Source organism: Larkinella punicea (assembly GCF_003334855.1).
Taxonomy (GTDB): Bacteria; Bacteroidota; Bacteroidia; order Cytophagales; family Spirosomataceae; genus Larkinella; species Larkinella punicea.
Window position 1 is genome coordinate 68,188 of the sequence record NZ_QOWE01000030.1, and the last position, 22,988, is coordinate 91,175.

The following is a 22,988-nucleotide window of genomic DNA, read 5'->3' on the forward strand; positions in this document are numbered from 1 at the left end:
CTTTTCAAGAATAGCTTTCCTCTACTTTCCAGACATTACTCGCATAAATCAGCAGTTCGCGGACGCGGTGGCCGAGAACGAGACGGCATTTGGGCCGGGCACCTTTTTCGAGGTAACTGATGGCTTCCCGGTTCAGGATGTGGCTTTTCCCGATCCGGATGAAATGATCCGGTGGCAGGAGTTTTTCGAGCGTATCGAGCGTTAGATTCGGCACGTTGAGGTGTTCCTGTTTGGAGCAATAGACGTTGATCTGCTTGTTGGCCGATTCGCAGTACATGATGTCGGCCACCTCGATGCGGTGGAGCGCCACCGAATTTTGAAACGTCAGAAACCGGGGGCCCGACAAAACCGCCGACTCCGGGTTCTGACTGAACGCTCTTTCCAGTTGAGCCGTCAGCTCGATTTCATGCTCCTTGTCGGCCTTCCACTTGTGGTAAAACAGTCGGAACTTCTCTTTCAGAATCAGCGGATCGATGGGCTTCACCACAAAATCCGAGTGAGGATGCGGGGCGGCCTTTTGAACCGCCGTGAGCGCATCGTCGGGATAGCCCGAGATGAAAATGACGCCGTAAAACTGTTGTTGCAACGTAAGCTCATCCAGCAATTCAAAACCGCTGCGGATGGGCATCTTGATGTCCAGAAAAATCAGATCCGGTTTTTGTTCCGCAATCAAATCCAGCCCCTCCGTCACATTGCCGGCTTCGCCCACCACGCTCACTTCCGGCACGGAGGATAACATGCTGCGCAACGTTCGCCGAACCGGCAGTTCGTCGTCGATAATGACCGATCGTACCATCAATGCATTCATAGCGAGTCGTTTAAAAAGATCAGGAAACCGGTTCGTCAGAATCGACCACATTCTCTTCCGGTGGCAAAACCGGGTGAAGCGGCAAAAGGGCCTCCAGCCGAACCCCCGACACGCCGGTTTCAAAGTTAGTCAAATCGGTTACGTGCTGTGCGCTTTTCAATTCGTTATACTGGTTAAGCTGGTCGAAAACCGCCTGGTTGATGTTCAATCCGCGGCCCGTGCTCCGACGCCGGTATTGCCGGGCTTTCACCAGCCCTACCCCATCGTCTTCCACTTTGATTTGCAGACAACCTGCTGACTGGCCAACGTAAATGCTTACGGTTCCGCCTTTGGGTTTGTGTTCCAGCCCGTGTTTGATGGCGTTGGAAACATAGCCCTGAATCAGCATTTTGGGCAGGTTGGTCTCCATCGGAATGCCTTCACACACCTCGATTGTAAACTGAATCCGGTCGCCAAACCGCAATTTTTCCAGATCCAGGTAATTTCGCACAAACTCCAGTTCCTCCTGAAGCGTCCAGAAAACCCGGCTGCGGGTCATCAACTGATTCCGGAAAATGGAGCCAAACTTGGCCAGATAACTCACCACGGTGTCCGGGTCCGACTCGTAGGTAATCGACTGAATGGCAGTCAGGAAATTGGCAACAAAATGTGGATCGATCTGATTCGTAATGGCTTTTACCTCCAGCAAGGCCCGCTTCCGGCTGGCTTCGGCCAGTTGACGCCGGATTTCCGACTCCTGCTTTTCCCGGTTGGCAGCTTCCACTTCCAGTTGCGCCACCCGTCGCTGAATCTGGAGCTGTTTCAACCGGCGTTGCGCCAGCACCCGCACCTGCCGCAGACGCCCGTAAAACAGCGCGCCAACTACCAGAACAATCACCAGCGTTCGGAACCCCCAGGTGGCATACCAGGGCGGAGCAATGCGAAACGCCTGCACAATGGGTTCCGTATTCCATAACCCATCGGCGCGCAACACCTGAAGGGTCAGCCGGTAGGAGCCGTCGCCCAGGTTTTGCAGGGTGAACGAATTTTCGCGAATCGGTTCTGACCATTCGGGGGTTGTCGGGTTGCCGTCCAGACGTTCCAGGCGGTACTGGTAAGTCGTACTCGCCAGTAAATCCGTGTCGCCGGTTTTCTGAAGCTGAACTTCCAGGTCGTTTTCGCTGGATTTGAACGCTATTTCACCCATTTGCGTCTCCACCATCCGTCCGGATCGCATATCCCGAAATGCCTGAATGCGGGTTGGCACCGGTTTTAACAACTGAAAAAGCCGCTTTTCCGAAATCATCATCATGCGGTCGCGCGTGGCAACCCACAGCCGTCCGCGTGAATCAAGCAGAATGCCATTAAAAATGCACTGACTTCCGCGAAAGCCGTTTTCCCGGTCAAAATATGCCAGCCACTCTTCGCCCGTTTCATAAAACCGCTCCATATCGAACACAAACAAGCCTTCCAGCGTCCCAACCAGCAGGAAACGCCCCACGGGTCGGCAATAGGTGATGGTTCGCTGGATGAAGCCGGGAGCGATCCGCCGGTATGTTTTATAATCGTACAACCAGAGCCCGTTCCCAGTCGAGAGCCACAGGTTTCCGCGTTTATCTCGACGGACTTCAGCCAGCGTCTGGGTCGGCAATCCCTTATTTTTTTGGGTAAGCTGCCGGAATGAGCGACTGGAGCCGTTCCACAAGAGGGTTTTGTTCAATCCGGAAATCCAGAAACGCCCGAGTTGGTCGGTTTCAATGTTTCCATACTGGTCGGGCGGCATCGGCACCACGTCCAGGAGTGCCAGCGTCCGGCGGTTGTAAATGAATAAATCCGTGTTGGAAACAACCAGATAACGGTTTCGACGGATATCGTCGTAGAAACCCAACGGCAACGTTGCCGTATCGGAACCCGGTAACCGGCTAAAAGTCTGGCCGTCGAATCGGAAAACGCCTTTTTTCGGTTCGGCCACCAGGATGATATTTCCGTCGGCATCCGTCTGGCTTGCGGGCTGGAAATAGTCGGTGGGCATCGATTTGCGATACGTCCGGTCGGCCACAATGCCCTTCTCAGTCAGGCGGCTGAGCCCTTTTCCCCAGGAACCAAACCAGATGACGCCGTTCCGGTCTTCGGCCACGTTGTTGGTTTCTTCCAGCCAGCCTTCCGAGTTGTCGAAATATTGCCAGCCACTCATTTTGATGTTGATCAGCCCATGATGCGCCGTGCCAACCCAAAGATCCCCCCGGTGATCGAACAGCAGCCGGTTGGCTGGTGACGAACTGATGTGGGAGTTGGTCACCGTTTTGCCATCATACCAGCAGATGTCAAGGTCTCCCTTCGTTTTCTGAAAAGCCAGTTCGCCATTGAGGCCAATGGCACACAGCGATACTTCGGAAACCGGAACCGGCACGTCATACAATTTACTCACCGTCTGGTTTTCAATCCGGTAAACCGTCGACCCGGCCATCGCATAAAAACGCCCCGCCGGATCGGTCAGCAACTGTGTCAAAGCAAGTCGGTCGACCAGCAAGGTCAGGCGGTTTTTCTTCACTTCCCACAACCGGCCGTCATCGGTCAGCAACAGAATCCGGCGATTGGGCCAATCGGTCAGGATGCCCCGAAACCGTTGTTCCGGATTGGTAAAAAACCGTCGGGTTACATCCTGCATCCGGTCTTTCTCCCAGCAATACAGCCGCTGGCCAATGTTCCCCGGTTCCATTCGGGCGGCAAACCACAGCTTGTTTTCGTGGTCGGCGGTCATGAACACCACTTGCTGCTGGGGTTCCTTCCGCCCGTAGTTGACCGAAAACTCCTTGACGGTCAGCCCTGTTGTGGTGATGTTGTTCATCCGGAACAGGCGGTTTCCCGCGCAGGCCCACACCGTTCCGTCGGGCGCATCGGTCAGATTGTCGCCCCCGTCCGGCAAGGCCGGAATTTGGCGCTGGTTGATAATCGGAGGAACGCCGTTGAAATAATTGAGTCCAAAATACGTACCGATCCAGATTCTGCCAACACGGTCCTGATACAAACCCGACACATAGACGTACGACAAACCGTCGTAGACGCCGTAGGTTCGGTCGGAAAATTGCTGGGCCACGCCCACCCCCGTCCAACCGCAACTCACCAATCCGATCAGGAGCCGGATCAGGCTATAGTTTCGCTGAAGGAGCAAGTAAATGGGCATGACAATGCGATAGAATGATGACAATCAAGGTACAAAGGATGTCGCGGTATCACAATGGGGTGCGATCCTGAACCGATGAAAATGGCTTTTGAGCGTTCATAAAGTGCCGATCACTTCCTATGATTTTTTCAAAAAGCAGACGAGCCACACTGCGCAGTGTGGCTCGTCTGTTCGATGGGTGTGGATAAAAACGATGGGTACGGGTACGTCAAGACGGTTGAAGGGCACGATTGACACTTACAGGTCGGAGGTCAGGCGGGTTCTCTTGCAACTGCCCACCTCAAACCGCACCGAACTCGACCATTTGGTCACCTGCTTGCCATTCAGCGTTGCTACGGCATCGAGCGAGTAACTGCCAACCGGCCGACTGATGTTCAGAACGACGCCCGCCGTTTCAGACCCGCAGGGCGGCACACTTTGCTGGGTTGTGGCCAGATACGGTTTGGAGAGCAATCCGACGGTTTTTCCGTCCAGTTTCACCTCGACCTGGTCAAACTTTGAAGCCGACAGGCTGGTATAAATCAGATAAGAGCCTAAATCCTCCGGTTTTACTTCGTTGGAATCTTTACAGCTAACAACGGCAAGGAGCGTGACCAGTGCTAAAACATTTTTTTTCATGGCAGTAGTAAATGTTGTTGGTGATTAATGGATCAAAATTAATCACAACCGCCCGCGGGATCAGACAATGCCTTTCCAGCCAGACGAATAGCTACCCACAGCCGATGAAATAGAGGAACGAAGCGATGTATTATTGAACGGTAAGGAGTTAGGAAGGAAGAGTTAAGAGTTGGCTGACGCATTAACTCTTAACTCTTAACTAATTAAAGTTCCTGGCGGTTAGCAGCCATGCGTAGGGGTTTTGGGGTTGCGGGAGTCCGTCGGCCTGGAGTTGCAGGTACATGATGTGCAGATGCGTTGGCGAACGGGTTGCGTAGGCGTTGAAGCCGGTTCGGCCTACTTCGCTAATCTTTTGCCCCGATTGTACCCAGTCGCCCGGGCGAACCACAATGGCGTTGTTGTGGGCGTAATACCACAAGCCGTCGAGAATAGGGTCATAAATCCAGATCCAGTTACCCCCCCGGTATTCCTGCCCCGGCGTCCAGGCGGTTTCGATGGCCAGCACCACCCCGCTGGTCATGGCCAGCACGTCGGCCGGGCGGTCGGTGTTGTCGTCGATGCAGTCCTGGTTGCGGTCGGAGATAAAAATGTCCTGCGCAGGGTGGCTCCCGCGAACGTTGTAATCGAATAAGTCGAAGCCCCTGGCCCGGTAGCCTTCCCCGTGTGAACCGCCAATGGCGTCGGGGGAGTAGTTGCGGAGCGGGAATGAAAAATAGGCCGTTCGGAGAATGCTGTCCCGTCGGGTGCTGTCGAGCCGGAAAGGTTCGGCGGTGCGGAATTTGCCGCGCAGGCCGAACATGATGTCACTAAAGAATTTACGGGCCGAATCGGGCAACACACTTTCTTCCCGAATCTGGGTATAAAGCCGCTGAAACTGGTAACACATCGAATCGACCGGCGGAATGTCGGACCCGGCCCAGGCCACGGTTTGCGACGAAGCTGAATTTGATAAACCAATCCACAAAGCGCTTAGGACGCCGATCCACCGCATAGTTTCCCAAAATCCTGATTTCACAATAACGAGTTGTATTCGATCCGCTGAAGGCCAAAAATACGCAAAAAGTCCCGAATATGGTTATTCAGGGCACGTAATCCGGTAGAAACGGTAGGTCAACGTGATGCCAAGGTAGGTGTACGTATCTTTGGAACCGGGGTCGCCGTTTCGTAATTTATCCGTATCACTAAAGGTATTTGCTCCGAAATTGTCCAGGTAATCGGATCCGGAAAACCGGGTCCCATATTCCAGCCCCAGACTCCAGGGTCGTTTAAATTCATACTTCACGCCCACGCCCAGCGGGAAATTAAAGAGCGATTTTCGCTGGTAGCCCGGACTTTGGGGATTGGGCTTAAAGGTGAACAAGCCCAGTCCGCCAAATACGTAGGGCGTCCAGTTTTTCACTTTCCGCTGGCTGGCATAATTCAGGAAGTTGTATTCCATCAACACGTTCAGTTCCCGGATCGAGGTCTTGAACGACAGATCACGCGCCTGTTGAAACGGATCGTTGAACCGGCTGTCTTTCCCGGCAATCTGGCCTAAACCGGCGTTGATCCGCACCGTAAACGGCTGGCTGACGTTGTAGCGCACCAGCAAATTACCGGCGGGCCGGATGTTTCCCGGGATCAGGCTGGGGGCCAGATCGCCCTTGTAAATCATTCCGCCCAGACCGGCACCCACTTCCCAGGTCGGAGTCGATTGCGCCCATGCGCTAGAGTTCATCACCAGACAAAAAACTGTTATCACCCAGCCATCCGTCAGAAAACGGACGACCGACTTACGATCAGGCACCAAAAAATACGGGCAGACAGACAAGGGGTAATTTATTTGATCGGTGGGCATTTAATTCGTGGCGTCAGAACATAATGTACCTGAAAGCTAATGGTCATGTAGCCATCGTTGAAAACCCCGTCGGCCCCCCGCGTCGCATAAGCGGGATCGGCAGCCAGCACGCCCATAGGGTCGGTCGTGTTCAGGTAATTTTGTAATTCAGCAACGCGGTCACCCCCTTTCCGGGCAGCGGTCGGCTCCAGCCGACGGTCGGACATCACCCGCGCCAGGTCGTCTTTCAGAATGGTTGGATCGGGGTAGGCTCCACCGGCATCGTCCAGGTAATCGCTGGGCGTATAGCGGAATCCAATTTCACCGGCCAGACCAAACCGGTCGTTCAGCCGGTATTTCACCCCAAAGCCCACCGGAATCGCCAGGGTTACCAGAGAATACGGTTTTACGCCGTTTTGCCCCTGCCCTTCCGTTCCGAGCGGCTGCAGTTTTACCCAGCGCTGTTCCGTGTCGTCGGGTGTGGTACCGAAGCCAACCGGGGTCCGGGCTTCCGGGCTGTGGGCCAAAGCCGCAATCCCCAAAAATACATACGGCGTCAGTTTTGCGCGGTAATTCGGATTGCGTCCGTCCGGCACAAACTGGTAAATCCCGGACAGGGCAAATTCCTTCAGGTCATTGCGAAAATGCAGGTTCCGGGCGTACTGAACAATGCCGGAATTGAGATCTTTGCGATTGTACGTATAATCGTCGCCGGCGATTCGCGCCCAGGTAAACGACGCACGCGCGGCCAACTTCGGCGTAAAGTGCCGGGTATACATGGCTCCGGCACTCCAGCGCATCATTAGAAATGTGGATTTAAGGGGTTTTCGATACCCGGCAATCTCGCCGTAATAGCTGGCGGTTCCCAGTCCCAGACCCACTTCCGAATAGGGCACGAAGGGATTTCTGCCATTTTGCGCCTGTGCATCGACCGCTTGCAACGCCAGACAGGTGGCGGCAATCAAACTGGTAATCAGTAGGTTATTCTTCATGTTTCTTTGCTTACTACCGCACCGGAAACCCGGAGCCTCTGATTCATCGATTGAAGTTTTGACCGGTTTGGTCAAGCTCCTCCTCTGAAACGCCCGTTTTTGGTATTTTATTGGGTCGCTCGGTAAAACTGTTGCGCATTCTGAGCGAAAGACGGCTCCAGCGCACTGTAAAGGTATTTTTAATGGTCTAATTTCGAATATCCCAGCCCCAGCTCAGCTTGTTTCGCAGCGTATTCAGAAAACTGTCGTCGCTCATCTTGACCAGTTTGGCCGCAAACTTTTCTTTCCGGACGCTCAAACGGGTACCGGTGTTGATGGTACGAAAACGGGAGTCTACCGAAACCAGAAACGTGTTGCTGCGACTTTCCACTTCAAACGACAATTGCGCCGAATCCGGCACCACCATCGGCCGGACGTTCAGGTTGTGCGGGCTGATGGGCGTCACGATGAAGTTGCTGTTGTGTGGCAGCAGCAGCGGCCCTCCGCAACTCAGCGAATACCCGGTCGAGCCCGTGGCCGTTGAAATGATCAGGCCGTCGGCCCAGTAGGAATTCAGAAACTCACCGTTGAGGTAGGTGTGAACGGTGATCATCGACGACGTTTCGGTTTTGGTAATGGTCACATCATTGAGTCCGAACGGAACCCCGTCGAAGAGGTCCTCGTCTGATTGAAGATTCACCAGCGTCCGTTCATCGAGTCGGTAGTCGCCGATCGACAGGGCCTGCAGCAGTCTAGGCAGCATTTCCGGATTTTCGGGTGAAATGGTGGTCAGAAAACCGAGCCGACCAATGTTGATGCCGACAATCGGAATACCGCGTGGCCCGGCGTGGGTGAGCACTTCGAGCAGCGTTCCGTCACCGCCGAGGCTGAACGCAAAATCGGCGTCGAAAATATTGAGGTACGACGTATACGTTAAAGTAGAATGGTGGGCAATACCGGCAGAATCCAGGAACGAACGGTAGATTTCAGATAGCTGCACTTCTATTTGCCGCCGGGCCAGCTCATCGAACATGGATTGGATGAATGGGGTAGCCAGGTCGACAAAATTGCGTCCGTGAATAGCAATTTTCATAAAAATCGTCAGTCAGTTCGTCAGTCAGATTTGCAAAGATGAGAGAAAAGTCCAAGAATCTGCTATCGACTGCCGACGGAATGCCGGATGAATTAGGAATCCAGATACCGGAGCAACAAATCGAGTCGTCCCTGATCGATGGATTCGATGGGAGTATTGGCAAAAGCCGCTTCGATGGAATAGCCAAAGCGTTCGAGTGTAGCCACCACCGGCGTAATGTCTTTGCGATTGAGTTTGAGCGTGAGCCGCGATTTATCGGGCATCCCGTAGGCTGCCCCCGCGAAGTAGCTGCTGATGATCCGGACGTTGTTCGATTCGACCAGCCGACTGATTTCGGCCATCGAATAATCGCGTTCGTTGATGGAGAGAATCAGAATGGCGCCCGCTTCCTGAACGCCCAGCAGTTGGGCAAACTGTTTGAGGAGTTCAATGGCAGAAACCGTCCCGACAAACTCCTGTTCGTCGTTCACCACCGCAATCACCTGCAGCCGGTGTTCGGTAATTAAACTCAGGAGTTCGTAGAGATGCTGGGATTCATGGACCGACAGGTGCTCGAAAAGCCGCATGACCTCACTCAACTGGTGGGTATCATCCGGCACATCCATCAGCAGGTCTTCATTGACAAGGCCCTTGTATTGGCCCTGATCGACAATGGCCAATTGACCAACACGGTGTTCCTGCATCCAGTCGAGGGCCTGCCCAACGGTATCCGTCGGCTTCAGGGCCGGTATCATCGGGTCTATTAGTTCGGAGGCCAGCATCGGTGTCGGTTGTTTACTACTCTGTACCTGTTTATTGTCCAAAAACATCCGGAAAATTTCTGGAAGAGATCTCCGGTGTCGTGTAACTGGAACAGTATAGTTGAAAACTAAGAAATTTCCGTTAGAGTTTCAAAATCTTTTCGGAAATTTCTTAATTCCATCAGGCAATGGTGAGATCGCTCTGCCGACTGGTGGCATTCAGGGGTTGTCGGATGAGCCAATCGGTCAGCAGCGTATTGAAACGATCCGGATGTTCCATCATGGGCGCATGACAACATTTATCAACAAAGTGCAATTCTGAGTTGGGAATCAGGCGATTGAATTCGTGGGCTACTTCCGGTGGGGTAATCGTGTCGTTCAGCCCCCAGATCAACAGCGTGGGAATGGTAATGTGCTGAATATCCTTCGCCACATTGTTGCGTTGGGCCGATTTGGCAATGGCCACGATCCGCAGGCACTTCGGAATGCTGTTGGTAATTTCGAAGACTTCGTCGATCAGTTCTTTCGTCGCCACTTTCGGGTCGTAGAACGTGTAGGCAACCCGTTCGGCGATGTAATCGTAGCTGCCCCGTTTCGGGTAAGAACCGCCCATCGAGTTTTCGAACAACCCGGAACTGCCCGTCAATACGAGCCGTTTCACCATATCCGGATGTTTCAGCGTGTACAACAGCCCGACATGGCCGCCCAGTGAATTGCCCAGCAAAGTCAGATTGTCCAGGTCTTTGAAGGCCAGGAACTCTTCAATAAACTTCACAAGTCCTTCCAGTCCGGCTTCCCGGATGGGCATTTCATAAATTGGCATCACCGGAATTACTACCCGATACCGGTCAGCGAAGGTGTTGATTACGCCGTCCCAGTTGCTTAAAGCGCCGAATAATCCATGAAGTAAAAGCAATACATCGCCTTGTCCTTCATCAATGTAACGGAAGTTACCTTCTTTCCGAACACGATAGTTCATAGCGGTCTTGGTTTTGTCGTAGAAAAATTGGAAAAATACAACAAAATGGTCACTATTTAGTTGTTTTCACAAAGGTAATCCAATTTTTTAAAATTGCTAATCCGTACTGGGTCAATGCCGCTTCGGGGTGAAACTGAATGCCCCAAAGGGGCAAATTACGGTGCCGAAACGCCATGTTTTCGCCCTCAATCGTGGTGGCCAGTTCGGTCAGTTCGGCGGGCAGGTCCACCAGCACCAGCGAATGATACCGGGTTACCTTGAACTCGTCGGGCAGACCAGCTAGTAAAGCATCATCCGACGATTTCCTAATCACCGACAGTTTTCCGTGCATCGGTTTGATGGCCTTGACCAGCCGGGCGCCATAATAGTCACCCAACGCCTGATGACCTAAACAAACACCCAGCATCGGAAGTTGCTCGTGGTAATAGTGGATTACATTTAGCAGACAACCCGCCTGTCGGGGTGTTCCGGGGCCGGGCGACAAAACCACGCCGTCGTATGGTTCCGCCGTGATTTCGTCCAGCGACGCCGTATTGCGCACCACCCGACACGTCGCCCCGGCCTGTTTCAGGTAGTCGACGAGCATGTAGGTGAACGAGTCGATGTTGTCCAGAACGAGTAAATGCATGGGGATGAGAAACTAAAAGTACAAAAGTAATCATCCTATCCGGTAAGCTGTATTTTTGTAAAAAAACGAACTGAATCCTGATGCAGTCCAAATCCTCCGTAGTCATTGTAGGAGCAGGCATGGCCGGCCTGACCTGCGCCGTTTACCTCCGCCGGGCCGGTATTGAGGCCACCTTACTGGAAGCGTCCGACGGCGTCGGTGGCCGCATCCGGACGGATGTTGTCGACGGTTTTCGGCTCGACCGGGGTTTTCAAATCCTGTTGACCGCCTACCCCGAAGCGCAACGGTTGCTGGATTACAGTGCGTTGAAACTGCAGACGTTTCGTTCCGGTGCGCTGATCCACCAGCCCGCGGGCGGCTGGATTCCGTTCATCAATCCGCTGCGCGAACCGTCGGGTCTGTTTCAAACCCTGGCTTCGGATGCGGGAACCTTCAGTGATAAACTGCGGATTGTCGAACTGATGCGGTACGTGTCGGGGATCTCGACCGATGCGTTTTTTCAACAGGAAGCCACCGATACCGAGACGTTTCTGGAGGATTTCGGCTTTTCGGAACAGATCATCAACCGGTTTTTCCGGCCTTTTTTCGGCGGCATTTTCCTGGAAGATGCCCTGGCCACCTCGAGCAATTTCTTCCAGTTCTGTTTCAAGAACTTTTATACGGGGGATGCGGCCCTGCCGACCGCCGGGATGGAAGCCATTCCGCAGCAACTGGCCGGGCGATTGAATCCGGCTCAGATCCGGTTGAATTCACCGGTGCGGCAAATCCGGGATTCTATGCTCTACCTGGAAACCGGTGAAAGCCTTCAGGCTGACACCATTGTGTTGGCCGTCGATGCGTCTGCCGCCAACCGCCTGCTGGGCCTTGAAAATCCGGTGCGGCTGTTTAATGCCACCACCAATACCTATTTTACGGCCTCGCAGTCTCCCAAAGCAAAACCGTCCGGTGCTGAAAAACTGTTGTTGCTGAATGAAAACCGCCAATCCGCCATTCATAACATCGCCATCCTGAACGACGTGGCTCCCTCCTACGCCCCCGACGGCCAGGCGTTGATTTCGGTCAGTACGCACGGGATGGACGTGGTGAACGAAAAAGCCCTGGCCGAACGGATTCAGAAAGAACTGGTCGGCTGGTTTGGCCATGAGGTCGACCAATGGCGCTGGCTGAAAACCTACCATCTTCCGGAAGCCCTTCCAACCTATTATCCGGGAACGCAGCACGCTCCGCTGAAACGCGCTGAAAATCTGTACCAATGCGGGGATCAAACCGCCTATCCGTCGCTCAATGCCGCGATGCAAACCGGGCGGAACGTCGCCGAGCTGATCATTGCCAGGGAAACCGTTGAATAGGCACCGGTTTTCAGTTTACGGTTTACGGTGCGGTTCCCCCCCGGGACTGAAAACCGTAAACCGAATACTGTAAACCGTAAACCCAAAAACAGATTTTAATGCGTTGGTTTGTCCGCTTCCTGGTGTTTCTGCTGATTTTGCCGCTGGCCTACTTTGCGGCCTTTCCGCAGATTTTTCGTTGTCAACTTTTGGAATATACCGCTGACTTTCAGCCGCTCACCACCGGTGTGTGGGTCGACGCCAGCACCCCGGAACGCCAGCGGATTTATCTACTTTTTGAAATCAATGAAGCGAAGAAGCGGCTGGAACAGTTGTGGAACAGTCCGGCGAAAGGCCGGGCCACGGTGATTTTCTGCCAATCGCCCGAGCAATACCAGCAGTACTGCCACGATGGCGAAGGCGCGGGCTGCAGCCTCGGAACACCCTGGGGCGAATCGTGGATCATCATCAATCCGTATGGCCGCAACCCCGACGTGCTGGCCCACGAAATGTGTCACGATGAGCTGTTCACCCGCCTGGGCTGGCTGAAAACCCAACGCCAGATTCCGCAGTGGTTCAACGAGGGGCTGGCGCTGTTGATCGATCAGCGGTTTACGACAGCCACCGACAGCCTGCGTCGCCACGACGAATTTCAGGATCACTGGGAGGAGCAATCACACGGGCAGCAGGTGGTTCTAAAGCTGACCGAACTGGAATCGCTGAAGGATTTTTTTTCGGGAAATTCCAACCGGGTCATGCTGGCGTATATGACCGCCGGTCGGGAAGTGTCACGCTGGCTGGCGGTGGTGGGCCGCAACGGATTGACGAAACTGGTCGACCAGCTTAAAGCCGGTGACAATTTTGAGACGGTTTACCAACGGCTGGAGCGGGAAGCGAAAACCGGTGGGTGATATCATCAAACCCACCGGCCAAACGGTCAATACGTCGTCACCTTCTTCGCCAATTGGTCACCGTCTTCCCAGATGCGGGCCTGATTGATCGGAATCAGCCTGGTGTTCTTGTCGTCGCCGGTTTTCTGGGTCATGGTTAAGCCGATTTGAAAGTTCAGAATACCGTCCGGACCAATTTCACCCGATACGACGTCCAGCGCCTTGAACGAAATACCGGAATCCGTACCCGCTGTCTCCAGAAAAAGCGTGAATTTATTGCCCGATCCGGCTAGCAAAGCCCCTTTGCCCGTACCCGTTTCCGATCCTGAAGCGTTTTTGTAATCGACCTGAACCACATCGCCCTGCTGCTGATAAAACCGGTATTTGTAATTCCCGATCACCCGCCCCTGCCTGAAATTATCGTTGGGACCGTATGGACTCAGCAACCGGTATGGGCTGATTTCAAAAACACCTTCGATATTGGGAGGCTGTGATCCCTGATTGACGACTAGCCCTTTCGCTTCCAGATCGTCCAAAGTGGCCTGCGGGACGATATTTTGAATCTTGGCCGAAAGACCACTGGTAGGCTCGTTGTCTTTTTTGCATCCGCCTGCCAACGCGAAAACACCCAGCATGACCAGAAGCCCCGGTCGAAATTGATTGAAACCGTATTTCATATTATGTATCGTTTAAGGAGTATATTGCCAGAATTGGCCCATTAGATTGGTGCAGGGAGTCCCCGAAACGCTCCGGTATTCGTGGAACAAATAGGCACTATTGCCAACGGATTCCACCTGAAATTGATACGTCGTGCATCCTGCTCCGCCAGCGGGCGCTCGGTAGATGGCATCCGGTGCCTGGGCCGTTGTCCACGCTTGTGCAGCAAAATCATAGGTAAAGTATTTGTCTGCCTGTTGCACAAAGGTTAGCTTTCCACCCACCAGGTAGGCTTTGCCACTATACGCCCCCCCCTGTATATCCACCGGGGAAGCGGTTTTCTGAGTCCAGACATCGGCAACAGCATCGTATTCCCACAAATCCTTGAAACTCCCGAAATTTTCAGTACTCCCGCCCATGATATACCCTTTGCCATTATACACCGCCCCAAAGGCTCCAAAGCGAGGTTCTCCGGGAAAATCTTTCTTTTTAGTCCATTTGTCCGTGGTTGGGTCATATTCATAAACCGCTTTACCGGGTTCTATTAGCGTTGCCGTATTGGACCCGGTTTTGCTGTATCCACCGCCAACGACATACCCTTTGCCATTCAGCACCATCGTAGTCCGCCAGTTGCCGATGAAGGGAACTGAACCTTTGGGTGTCCATTTATCCGCTGCGGGGTCGTAGACATACATCGTGGACGTCGTGATGTTGGCTCCCCCCAGAAGCGTGAGCATCGTGTAGGCCTTCCCTCCGATGGACATTACGGGAAGCGTGTAACTCACATTAAAACCGTTCGTCACCGGCAAAGCCGCCTTCTGGCTCCATTTATCCTGAGCCGGATCGTATTCCCACAAATCATTGAGTTCAACCTTCGGCGATTTGGTTTCATCCGTTCCTCCCAGCACATACAGCTTCCCGTTTAGCGTAAACACGCGCGACAGCCGCCGACTTTGCCCCGGAAAATTAGCTTTGCTCACCACCCCACCCGTAGACACCGTCGTTGAGGTGGGTGCTTCGGTTTTGAAATCCACTTTCATACTGATCTGCCCGACTTTGTTCACCGCAAAAAAGTAAACCGTATAGGCCGTGTTAGGCAGCAGATTGGTCAGTTTGGCGGTGACCGTCAGCGGAAACGGGCCGCTCGTAGCCCCCAGGCTCACTTGTTTGGATTCCTTTCCGGTTTCGGCATAGGTATAGCCGTGCTGCGTGATGGCTTCCCCGCCATTACTTCCCAGAACAACCGACACCTGCGCCGAGGTGCTGGCAATGCCGGTGATGGCCGGGGCGGTTTTGACAACCGGGATGGTGGCCGCCCCCGTCACCGAGGTGTTGCTGCCGGGGGGCGTTGTGCCGCCGGGCGTAGCCGGATCGGGCTCCGATTTTTTGCAATGGAGCAAGGCTATCGCCAGGCTTGTGAAGATCACAAGCGAAAAAAGACGCGTTCTCATTGGGAATCAGTTAGATTGAATTGGAACAGGTGTTCATTATTTTTTCACAAATTCATAGAGCTTCCCCATTTCTTCCTTGTCGCAGGCCGTTAGATTGGCAACCTCTTTGGTGTTGCTGATCACCGCAAATATCCGGTCACCAACGTGTACCATATTCAGACCGCTTCTTGGATAAGCATCGCAGGCTTTGGGGTATGGCAACAGATTGGTAAGCTGGGGCGTCACCTTGAGGGGGTCCAGCGTGAGGACAATGGGCATTACGCCATCCCGGTATTGCTGTCCCGTCCAGGTGTTGTACTCCACGATTCTATCACTACTGAATCCGAGCGACTTTGAACTGCCACCCGCACCCAAATAATCCCGGGTAGACACCGACGTCCATTTGTCCGTCGCAGGATCATACGATAGCGTCGAAATTGGCTGGCCGGTTTCAGAGGCTCCGATGACCAGCCCCTTTCCGTTTGTAGCAGCTCCGATAGAACCGCCTTGTAGCGGACCGGTCAGATCACTTTTCTGCGTCCATTTATCCGAGCTAATGGTGTATTCCCAAACTTTCTTCACAAAACCGGTCGAACTGCTATGCCCGGCAAAATACGCCTTGTCGCCGATCACAAAAGCCGCCGTTCCGCCGGGGTCGAAACCCGCTGGCAAAGCGCCTTTTACCGACCATTTATTGGCAACGGGATCAAATTCATGAACGTTGGCTTTCACATCGGCGGGCGTTGGACCAACCCCAGCCGGGAAAAAGATCTTTCCATTGGCAACCAGCGGCCGGATGGGCGGGAAGAAAATGGCCGATTGCGTAAAAGCGGTTTTGGCTTTTTCGGTCCAGCGATTGCCCGCCGGGTCGTATTCCCAGGCGTCGTAAAACCTTTGTGTAGCACTATACCCCCCTAACAGGTAAACCTTGTCGTTTACGGCTACCAACCAGAAATCATTGCGCGGATTGGCCGGAAATTTGGCTCGTTCAACCCAGGTCCCGCTCAGTTCTCCGGGCACGGATGTGGTGGCAGCCGCCGTCTTCACCTGCGCCACGGTTCCGTAGCCGGTTCCTTTGTCGTTGGTGGCATACGCCCGCAGGTAGTAGGTCGTGTTGGCTTCCAGGCCGGTCAGTTTGCCCGTAATCGTCAGCGGGAACGGTCCACTGGTGGCTCCCAGTTCGGTTTTACTGTCGGCGGTGGTGGGCGTCTGGCTGGTTTTGCTGTAGACAAAACCGTGCTGGCTAATGGCCGACCCGCCGTTGCCGCTGATTACCCCCGATGCCGTGGCCGAGGTGGATGCCACAGCAGACGTGGTGGGTGCGGTGGCCGTGTTGACCAGGGGCGCGGTGCTGGTGCCCGTCACCGATGTCCCGCTGCCGGGGGGCGTGGTGCTGCCGGGCGTGACGGGGTCGGCACTTTTCTTACACTGAAACAGGGTAAAAATGACTACGACAAAAAGTGTGAGGTAAAGAACTTGTTTCATGGCCGGGATATAGGCGAAAAGCCGTCGTTTGTTAGAACCAGCCCAAAGGTAGGCGTACCCGCAACGCCCGTCAATCCCATGATCATGTGACCGGACAAACCCCTACCGGTTACGTAGAATTACGCATTTTTGTAAACGGCATTAGAATAACACCCTGTTATGTGTAGTTTGTAGAATCGATCGACCCAAACCCACATGAACCGTTTCTTTGACTACCCAACCCTGCGCATTTTTCTGGATGGCATGTTGTGCATGATGTTGGTCTACACCCTGATTTCGTACGTCTGGCACCGGAAGCGGCTTCATTTTCTCTATAGTGCCTACATCATCAGCCTGCTGATCTACTTCTATCTCAACGACGTATGCCATTTCTACATCGATACCCATGCCCCGGATGGCCTGACCAACCGCGCACTGCTGGCCGAAAGCGTCATACAATGCTTTTCTTTCATCATTTATGGCCGTTTTGCGATTGTTCTGATGGACCTGCGGACGAACGATCGGGTGAGTGTTCGGCTGATCAACGCGATTGCGGCTCTGGCCCTCCTGCTGATTGTCTTCGATTCCATCAAATTTCTGGCGGGTACAACGGATGGCCCATTCCAGCGGGCATTCTACATCGCAAGCCGGTATTTTGTCTGCTTTTGTGCGCTGGCGACTGTTCCCCGCATTCTCCGGTTGCGAAATCAGGTGGTATCGTTTTTTATTACCGGCACCCTGTTCTACGTTTCGGGTGCTTTGCTGGGCCTGGTCATGCACCAGTTTGGCTGGGACAGCCGACAGCCCGATGCGCCATTTACCTTTCCGATGATTCCGATGGAGATTGGTGTTGTGCTGGAAACCATTTGCATTACAGTCGGCATTTCGTTGCTAAACCGGCAAACCGAGCGGGAAAAAATTCAATTTCAGGCGCAGCTTATTGAACAATTGCAGGAAAATGAACGCAAACAGCAGCAACTCCAGCGCATCCGCGACGACATCGCCCGCGACCTGCACGACGAAATTGGCTCCGACCTCAGCGGCATCAGCATCCTGAGTGGCGTGGCCATCCGGCAACTCGACCACCAGCCCGAAAAAGTTCGTACGGCCCTGACCATCATTGGCGAAACCGCTCAGAACGTCATGTCGGCCATGCGGGAAATCATCTGGAGCCTGAACTCTGCCCAGGATTCGATGGAACAGTTGAGCCTGCGTCTGAAAGAAACCGCCTACAATCTGTTTGAACACACGCCCGTAGACCTGGAAATAACGTTTCAGAAGAACCTGCCGGCGGGTTTGCTCGCCACCCAGCACCGGCGCGATTTTTTCCTGACCTACAAGGAAATCCTGCACAACATCGTCCGGCACGCCCACGCCCACACGGTGGCAATCAATCTGACGGTAGCCCACGAAACCCTCTGGCTGGTGATCCGCGACAATGGCGTGGGTTTCAACCCGGCGCTCTTGCGCACCGGCAGCGGTTTGACCAACATGCACCAACGCATTGCGCGGCTGGGTGGCGAAATCGACATCCGCTCGCAGCCCGGCGAAGGCACAGCGATCACCGTTCGTTGCCCGGTTCCTGCGTCCCAGGCCGAAGCCGTCGCTCCCGGTCCTCCCATAATGATGTGAGGGCGGGCGGTTTTTGCATTTTGTCTTTTGACACCGCGCACCGTACATTGCTTTATGAAAAACCTCCTGGGCATTGTCTTCGTTCTTGTCTGCACTCTTTCGGCCCAAAGCCAAACGCTGTCTTTTGCCTTCAAAGACTACCTGACACTACCCCGGAGCCGCAACCTCCACAATATTTCCGGGATGGAGTATATTTCCGGACGACAGGAATGGCAGTTGGCCGAAGACCGGGGAGCCTACCACCTTTTCAAAACGATTCACCAGCTTTCCGACTGGGTCTGCGAGCCTGATTCGAGCTTTCAAACGGGTCTTTTCCTCGAAGCCGTGCGGTATGATCCGGCCCTGGACACGTATTTTTTTGCCGTCGAAAATGAACAGGAATCCTACGTCGGTTTTAAACGGCATTCGCTCCCGCAGCCGGGCGATTCCATCCAGCGACTGACCTTGCCCCATCTCATGCCTATGCCCAAAAAAAACAAAGGCATTGAAGGACTGGCCGTAACGCCCCAGTATCTGTGGATTGCACCCGAAGCCGGTTCGCGGGAAGAAGCCCGGGTCGACAATCCGCTGATTCATTTTTACCGGTATAAAAAAAGCAACGGCTCGGTGGTGTTCGACGCCGAGTTCAGTTACGAGATCGACCGGAATGTCTGCCCGAGCGACTCCAACGAAGCCCTCGGCGGGGTGTCGGAGATTATTTCCGTTCCGGGCGACGAAACCCGGCTGCTGGTGCTGGAACGCTGTTACGAGAAGACGACGAAGACCGTCACGGTGAAACTCTACGAAGCGCAGGTGGACGAAGCCCGTCGGCAACTCCTCAAACGGAAAGAAAAACCGGCTTTCGATTTCAACGGGCGGAACGGTTTTCGACCCGACAACCTGGAGAGCATGGCCTGGGGCGAAGACGTCGATGGCCGGAAAATTCTGGTGGTGATGTCCGACGACAATACCGGTAAAAACCAGTGGACCCAGGTTGTTTTGCTCGAAATGCAGCCCAACTGACTTTTTAGTAAGCGGCATCGAGTTCTCCTCTATTTTTTCTACCCTAATGGGCTCCAAAACACGCTTGCTCTCAGCGGTTTAGCCGTACGCCTACGCCTGTTGTAGTCAAAAAGCCTGCCATTATTTATTTGTTACCACTGCGTAAAAAGCAGTAAATTGTTTGGACTTTTTAGCAAACGGTTCTATTTTTAGAAATCGAAACTTGACTTGACCTACTAATTTATGATTAGAAAAGTGCTCCTGACGGCGCTTTGCGTTGTCTCGTTTGGCATTGCTCAAGCCCATAGCCCGCTAAAACGAATCGTTAAAAAACATTCGACAAAACCACCAGTCGTCGCAGACTCAACTTCTTTTTACGAGCGGATTCCCCTGGTTCACGACATTCTCGGCTACGCCAAAAAATACATTTCTTCGCGGTATCGCTCCGGCGGTTCGTCCCCCCGCGGCTTCGATTGTTCCGGCTTCACCCGGTTTTGTTTCAGTAAATTTGGGATTACCTTACCGCATTCCAGTGCCGCTCAGGGCAACGTCGGCGTCAAAATTGATCAGGATGTAGCCCGCCCCGGCGACCTCATTTTCTTCAAAGGCCACAGTTCGCGCGACCGTCACATCGGGCACGTCGGCATGATTGTCGAGATTGTGGGCGACCGCATCAAGTTCATCCATTCGGCCTGGAACGGTGGCGTGCGTTACGACTGGCTGCACGCCAGCTACTACCAGCAACGGTACGTCGGCATCCGGCGGGTGGTTGGCTAGGCAGGAACGCCCAAACGCAAAACCGTGCCGACACCACTCCCGCTCACGGCTTCGGCCACCTGGTTGGCGTGGCAGATAATGACGCGTTTCACCCCCTTTTCCACCGCTTTGAAGGCGTTGTCCAACTTGGGAATCATGCCCTTGTTGATGACTCCCTGGCTTTTGTAGTCGGCGTAGCTTTCGGGCGTTAGTTCGGTAATCACGCTGTCGTCGTTGTCCGGATCGGATAAAACCCCCTTTTTTTCGAAGCAATACACCAGCGTCACCTCGTTGCGAATCACCATATCCACCGCAATCGCCGATGCCATGGTGTCGGCATTCGTATTCAGCAAACTTCCGGTGCGGTCGTAGGTCAGGGGCGCAAAAACCGGGGTCAGATTCTGCCGGACAAAATACTGGATCTGGCCGGAGTTGACCTCTTCAATATCGCCAACAAAACCGTAGTCGATGGCCCCAACCGCCCGCTTTTTCGAAAGCACGGTATTGGCATCCGCGCCGGTCAACCCGATGGCATCGACGCCAAGGGCCTGTAACTTCGCCACAATCTGCTTGTTGACCAGTCCGCCATACACCATCGTTACGACATCGAGCATCGGCTGGTCCGTAATCCGGCGACCCTCGACCATCGTGGTCGAAATACCCAGCTTTTCGGCGACCTGCGTCGCAATTTTTCCGCCCCCGTGGATGAGAATTTTGTGCCCGTGAATCCCGCGAAACGAAGCGAGAAAATGGGTCAGCGCATCGGGATTGTCGATGACGTTTCCGCCTATTTTAATGATTGTCAGACTGTTCATAATCCTTGCAATACGCCTTTCAATACCGCCTGCGCCGACCATTCCCGGTTGGCGGCCTGTTCGATCACGAGCGATTGCGGGCTGTCCAGCACCTCATCCGTTACTTTCATGTTGCGCCGAACCGGCAGGCAGTGCATGAATTTACCGTTGTCGGTCAGCTTCATTTTATCCATGGTCACCATCCACGACGCATCCTGGGTCAACACCTGTCCATATTGCTGGTAGGAGGACCAGTTTTTGCCGTAGATAAAATCGGCGCCTTCAAAGGCTTCGTCCTGGTTGTAGGATACGCGGGCGTTGCCGACAAACTCCGGCGCCAGGTCGTAGCCTTCGGGATGCGTCACCACAAACTCGGCGTCCGTGTGGTTGATCCACTCGCAAAACGAGTTGGCCACGGCCTGCGGAAGCGGTTTGAAATGCGGGAGCCACGTCAACACGATTTTAGGACGTTTCCGGACTTTGAACTCTTCGATAGTGATGCAGTCGGCCAGGGATTGCAGCGGATGGCGCGTGGCCGATTCGAGATTGATGATCGGAACACCAGCGTATTTTTTGAACTGGTTCATCACCACTTCCCGGTAATCCTGTTCGCGGTCTTTCAGGCCGGCAAAGGCCCGAACGGCCACAATGTCGCAATATTTCCCGACCACCGCAGCCGCTTCCTTCACGTGTTCGGCTTTGTCGCCGTCCATGACGGTTCCTTCCTCCATCTCCAGCCCCCAGCTATCCTGCCCCACGTTCATCATGATCACGTTCATGCCGAGGTTCTGAGCGGCTTTTTGGGTGCTCATGCGGGTCCGTAAACTGGAATTGAAGAAGATCAGGCCAATCGTTTTGTTGTGGCCCAGCGACTGATCGGCAAAAGGATTCTGTTTGGCATTCAATCCCTCCTGAATGAGGGTATTCAAATCGGTTACGTCGTCGTACGCTAAAAAATTGGTCATTTCTAGTAGCAGAGTCAGGTTTAAGCGGTTAAGAAACTACGCGCACTTCTTTGCTCAATGCTTCCAGAAATACATCGACTTCCTCGCGGCCCAGCGCCAGCGAAGGCAGCAGGCGAATGGTGTTTTTTCCCGCAACGCCCGTAAAAATGCGGTGTTCGAACAGCAACGAATTCCGCAATGATTCGACCGGGAAATCATACTCGATTCCGATCATCAGACCCCGGCCCCGCAGGTCTTTGTAACCGCCAATCTGCCGAACGCCGTCCATGATGTATTCGCCGATTTGGGCAGCATTTTCGATCAAATTCTCTTCCTGCATGATGTCCAAAACCGCAATGCCCGCCGTACAGGCCAGGTGGTTGCCGCCGAAGGTGGTTCCGAGCAAACCGTAGGTTGCTTTGAATTTTGGCGAAATCAGCACCCCGCCAATCGGAAAACCGTTGCCCATGCCCTTCGCCATCGTGATCAGATCAGGCGTGATGCCGCTGAACTGGTGGGAGAAGAACTTGCCCGAACGACCATAACCGCACTGAACCGCGTCCAGGATCAAAATGGCACCAGTTTCGTCACACTTCTGACGCAGGGCTTGCAGAAACGCATCGGAAGCGACCTGAATCCCGCCAACGCCCTGAATGCCTTCGATGATGACAGCACAGGTTTCGTCGGTAATACCGCTCTGAGCCGCTTCGATGTCGTTGAACGGCAGGAACGTAACGTGTTCATTATAATTAATGGGGGCCACGATGGACGGGTTATCCGTAGCCGCTACGGCTCCGGCGGTCCGGCCGTGGAACGACTTTTTGAAAGCCACCACGTTTTTACGACCCGTATGGAACGACGCCAGTTTCAGGGCATTCTCGTTGGCTTCGGCCCCGGAATTGCACAAAAACAGCGCATAATCCGGGTAGCCCGACAGGGTGCCCAGTTTTTCCGACAATTCTTCCTGCTGCCGAATCCGTACCGAATTGGAATAGAACGAAATCCGGTTCAACTGCTCCGTCAACGCCCTGACGTATTTGGGATGGGTATGGCCGACTGAAATAACCGCGTGACCACCGTATAAGTCGAGATAACGATCCCCCTTGGTGTCCCATAAATAGCTGCCCTGCGCCCGAATGGGTTCGATGTCGTAGAGCGGATAGACGTTGAAAAGCATTTTGAAACTGGATTAAGCGAATTACTAATTTCAGGTACTTGATTTTCAGCCTGCAATTTTACGCATTCTGATGATAAATCGTTGCTAAAAATGTAAAAAGCAGGCCTGACTGCCTGCTT

General features: G+C 53.8%; 21 protein-coding genes. 5 read left to right on the forward strand and 16 right to left on the reverse strand.

Annotation, left to right across the window (positions count from 1 at the left end; translation table 11 throughout):
• Nucleotides 1–4: 4 nt before the first annotated feature.
• From DUE52_RS28080 to DUE52_RS28125, 10 genes are all read right to left on the reverse strand, one after another.
• On the reverse strand, nucleotides 5–808 hold the full coding sequence (locus tag DUE52_RS28080; protein ID WP_165841052.1) for a LytR/AlgR family response regulator transcription factor: 804 nt from the start codon (nucleotides 806–808) through the stop codon (nucleotides 5–7).
• 19 nt (nucleotides 809–827) lie between these two features.
• Nucleotides 828–3,971: a two-component regulator propeller domain-containing protein gene (locus tag DUE52_RS28085; RefSeq protein ID WP_114409418.1), complete on the reverse strand. Its 3,144-nt coding sequence runs from the start codon at nucleotides 3,969–3,971 to the stop codon at nucleotides 828–830.
• Nucleotides 3,972–4,208: 237 nt separating this feature from the next.
• Nucleotides 4,209–4,589, reverse strand: coding sequence for a hypothetical protein (locus tag DUE52_RS28090; protein WP_114409419.1), 381 nt, complete (start codon nucleotides 4,587–4,589; stop codon nucleotides 4,209–4,211).
• Nucleotides 4,590–4,788: 199 nt separating this feature from the next.
• Entirely contained in the window at nucleotides 4,789–5,580 is a 792-nt protein-coding gene (locus DUE52_RS28095; protein ID WP_114409420.1) for a M23 family metallopeptidase, read from the reverse strand.
• Nucleotides 5,581–5,664: 84 nt separating this feature from the next.
• Nucleotides 5,665–6,426, reverse strand: a complete 762-nt coding sequence (gene porG / locus DUE52_RS28100) for a type IX secretion system protein PorG (RefSeq protein WP_222930336.1) — start codon at nucleotides 6,424–6,426, stop codon at nucleotides 5,665–5,667.
• Nucleotides 6,408–7,397, reverse strand: coding sequence for a DUF6089 family protein (locus tag DUE52_RS28105; RefSeq protein ID WP_114409452.1), 990 nt, complete (start codon nucleotides 7,395–7,397; stop codon nucleotides 6,408–6,410). Before DUE52_RS28105 ends, porG begins: the two co-directional genes overlap by 19 nt.
• 187 nt (nucleotides 7,398–7,584) lie before the next feature.
• On the reverse strand, nucleotides 7,585–8,469 hold the full coding sequence (locus DUE52_RS28110) for an NAD kinase (protein ID WP_114409422.1): 885 nt from the start codon (nucleotides 8,467–8,469) through the stop codon (nucleotides 7,585–7,587).
• 92 nt (nucleotides 8,470–8,561) lie between these two features.
• Nucleotides 8,562–9,230 carry a CBS domain-containing protein gene (locus tag DUE52_RS28115; RefSeq protein WP_114409423.1) on the reverse strand — a complete coding sequence of 223 codons (669 nt, stop codon included), beginning with the start codon at nucleotides 9,228–9,230 and terminating at the stop codon, nucleotides 8,562–8,564.
• Nucleotides 9,231–9,390: 160 nt separating this feature from the next.
• Nucleotides 9,391–10,188 (reverse strand): alpha/beta fold hydrolase, encoded by a 798-nt coding sequence (locus DUE52_RS28120; protein WP_114409424.1) that lies wholly within the window; start codon nucleotides 10,186–10,188, stop codon nucleotides 9,391–9,393.
• A 52-nt stretch (nucleotides 10,189–10,240) separates the two neighbouring features.
• Entirely contained in the window at nucleotides 10,241–10,816 is a 576-nt protein-coding gene (locus tag DUE52_RS28125) for an anthranilate synthase component II (RefSeq protein WP_114409425.1), read from the reverse strand.
• A gap of 80 nt (nucleotides 10,817–10,896) precedes the next feature.
• Between DUE52_RS28125 and DUE52_RS28130 the strand changes: the two genes are divergently transcribed.
• Together DUE52_RS28130 and DUE52_RS28135 are read left to right on the forward strand one after the other, a co-directional pair.
• Nucleotides 10,897–12,165 carry an NAD(P)/FAD-dependent oxidoreductase gene (locus tag DUE52_RS28130; protein WP_114409426.1) on the forward strand — a complete coding sequence of 423 codons (1,269 nt, stop codon included), beginning with the start codon at nucleotides 10,897–10,899 and terminating at the stop codon, nucleotides 12,163–12,165.
• A gap of 98 nt (nucleotides 12,166–12,263) precedes the next feature.
• Nucleotides 12,264–13,055, forward strand: coding sequence for a hypothetical protein (locus DUE52_RS28135; protein ID WP_114409427.1), 792 nt, complete (start codon nucleotides 12,264–12,266; stop codon nucleotides 13,053–13,055).
• Between the two features lie 26 nt (nucleotides 13,056–13,081).
• On the opposite strand, the gene DUE52_RS28140 is transcribed toward DUE52_RS28135, so the two are convergent.
• Genes DUE52_RS28140 through DUE52_RS28150 form a run of 3 tightly spaced genes read right to left on the reverse strand, consistent with a single transcriptional unit; the run spans nucleotide 13,082 to nucleotide 16,606 of the window.
• A complete protein-coding gene (locus tag DUE52_RS28140) occupies nucleotides 13,082–13,711 on the reverse strand; it encodes a hypothetical protein (RefSeq protein WP_114409428.1) in 630 nt (209 codons plus the stop codon).
• A 12-nt stretch (nucleotides 13,712–13,723) separates the two neighbouring features.
• Complete coding sequence (locus DUE52_RS28145) at nucleotides 13,724–15,142, reverse strand: hypothetical protein (protein WP_114409429.1); 1,419 nt, start codon at nucleotides 15,140–15,142, stop codon at nucleotides 13,724–13,726.
• Between the two features lie 36 nt (nucleotides 15,143–15,178).
• Nucleotides 15,179–16,606, reverse strand: coding sequence for a tRNA wybutosine-synthesizing protein 4 beta-propeller domain-containing protein (locus DUE52_RS28150; protein WP_114409430.1), 1,428 nt, complete (start codon nucleotides 16,604–16,606; stop codon nucleotides 15,179–15,181).
• Nucleotides 16,607–16,801: 195 nt separating this feature from the next.
• Between DUE52_RS28150 and DUE52_RS28155 the strand changes: the two genes are divergently transcribed.
• From DUE52_RS28155 to DUE52_RS28165, 3 genes are all read left to right on the forward strand, one after another.
• Nucleotides 16,802–18,217: a sensor histidine kinase gene (locus DUE52_RS28155; RefSeq protein ID WP_114409431.1), complete on the forward strand. Its 1,416-nt coding sequence runs from the start codon at nucleotides 16,802–16,804 to the stop codon at nucleotides 18,215–18,217.
• A gap of 54 nt (nucleotides 18,218–18,271) precedes the next feature.
• A complete protein-coding gene (locus DUE52_RS28160; protein ID WP_114409432.1) occupies nucleotides 18,272–19,219 on the forward strand; it encodes an esterase-like activity of phytase family protein in 948 nt (315 codons plus the stop codon).
• Between the two features lie 222 nt (nucleotides 19,220–19,441).
• On the forward strand, nucleotides 19,442–19,975 hold the full coding sequence (locus DUE52_RS28165) for a C40 family peptidase (protein ID WP_114409433.1): 534 nt from the start codon (nucleotides 19,442–19,444) through the stop codon (nucleotides 19,973–19,975).
• Here DUE52_RS28165 and argB read toward each other — a convergent pair.
• From argB to DUE52_RS28180, 3 genes are read right to left on the reverse strand one after another with little or no spacing between them, the layout of a single operon-like run.
• Nucleotides 19,972–20,769, reverse strand: a complete 798-nt coding sequence (gene argB / locus DUE52_RS28170; RefSeq protein WP_114409434.1) for an acetylglutamate kinase — start codon at nucleotides 20,767–20,769, stop codon at nucleotides 19,972–19,974. The genes DUE52_RS28165 and argB overlap by 4 nt on opposite strands.
• On the reverse strand, nucleotides 20,766–21,713 hold the full coding sequence (locus DUE52_RS28175; protein ID WP_114409435.1) for an N-acetylornithine carbamoyltransferase: 948 nt from the start codon (nucleotides 21,711–21,713) through the stop codon (nucleotides 20,766–20,768). The genes argB and DUE52_RS28175 overlap by 4 nt, the downstream gene beginning before the upstream one ends.
• A gap of 28 nt (nucleotides 21,714–21,741) precedes the next feature.
• The gene (locus DUE52_RS28180; RefSeq protein WP_114409436.1) at nucleotides 21,742–22,869 is read right to left on the reverse strand and encodes an aspartate aminotransferase family protein; all 1,128 of its coding nucleotides are present in this window, start codon (nucleotides 22,867–22,869) and stop codon (nucleotides 21,742–21,744) included.
• Between the last annotated feature and the right edge of the window lie 119 nt (nucleotides 22,870–22,988).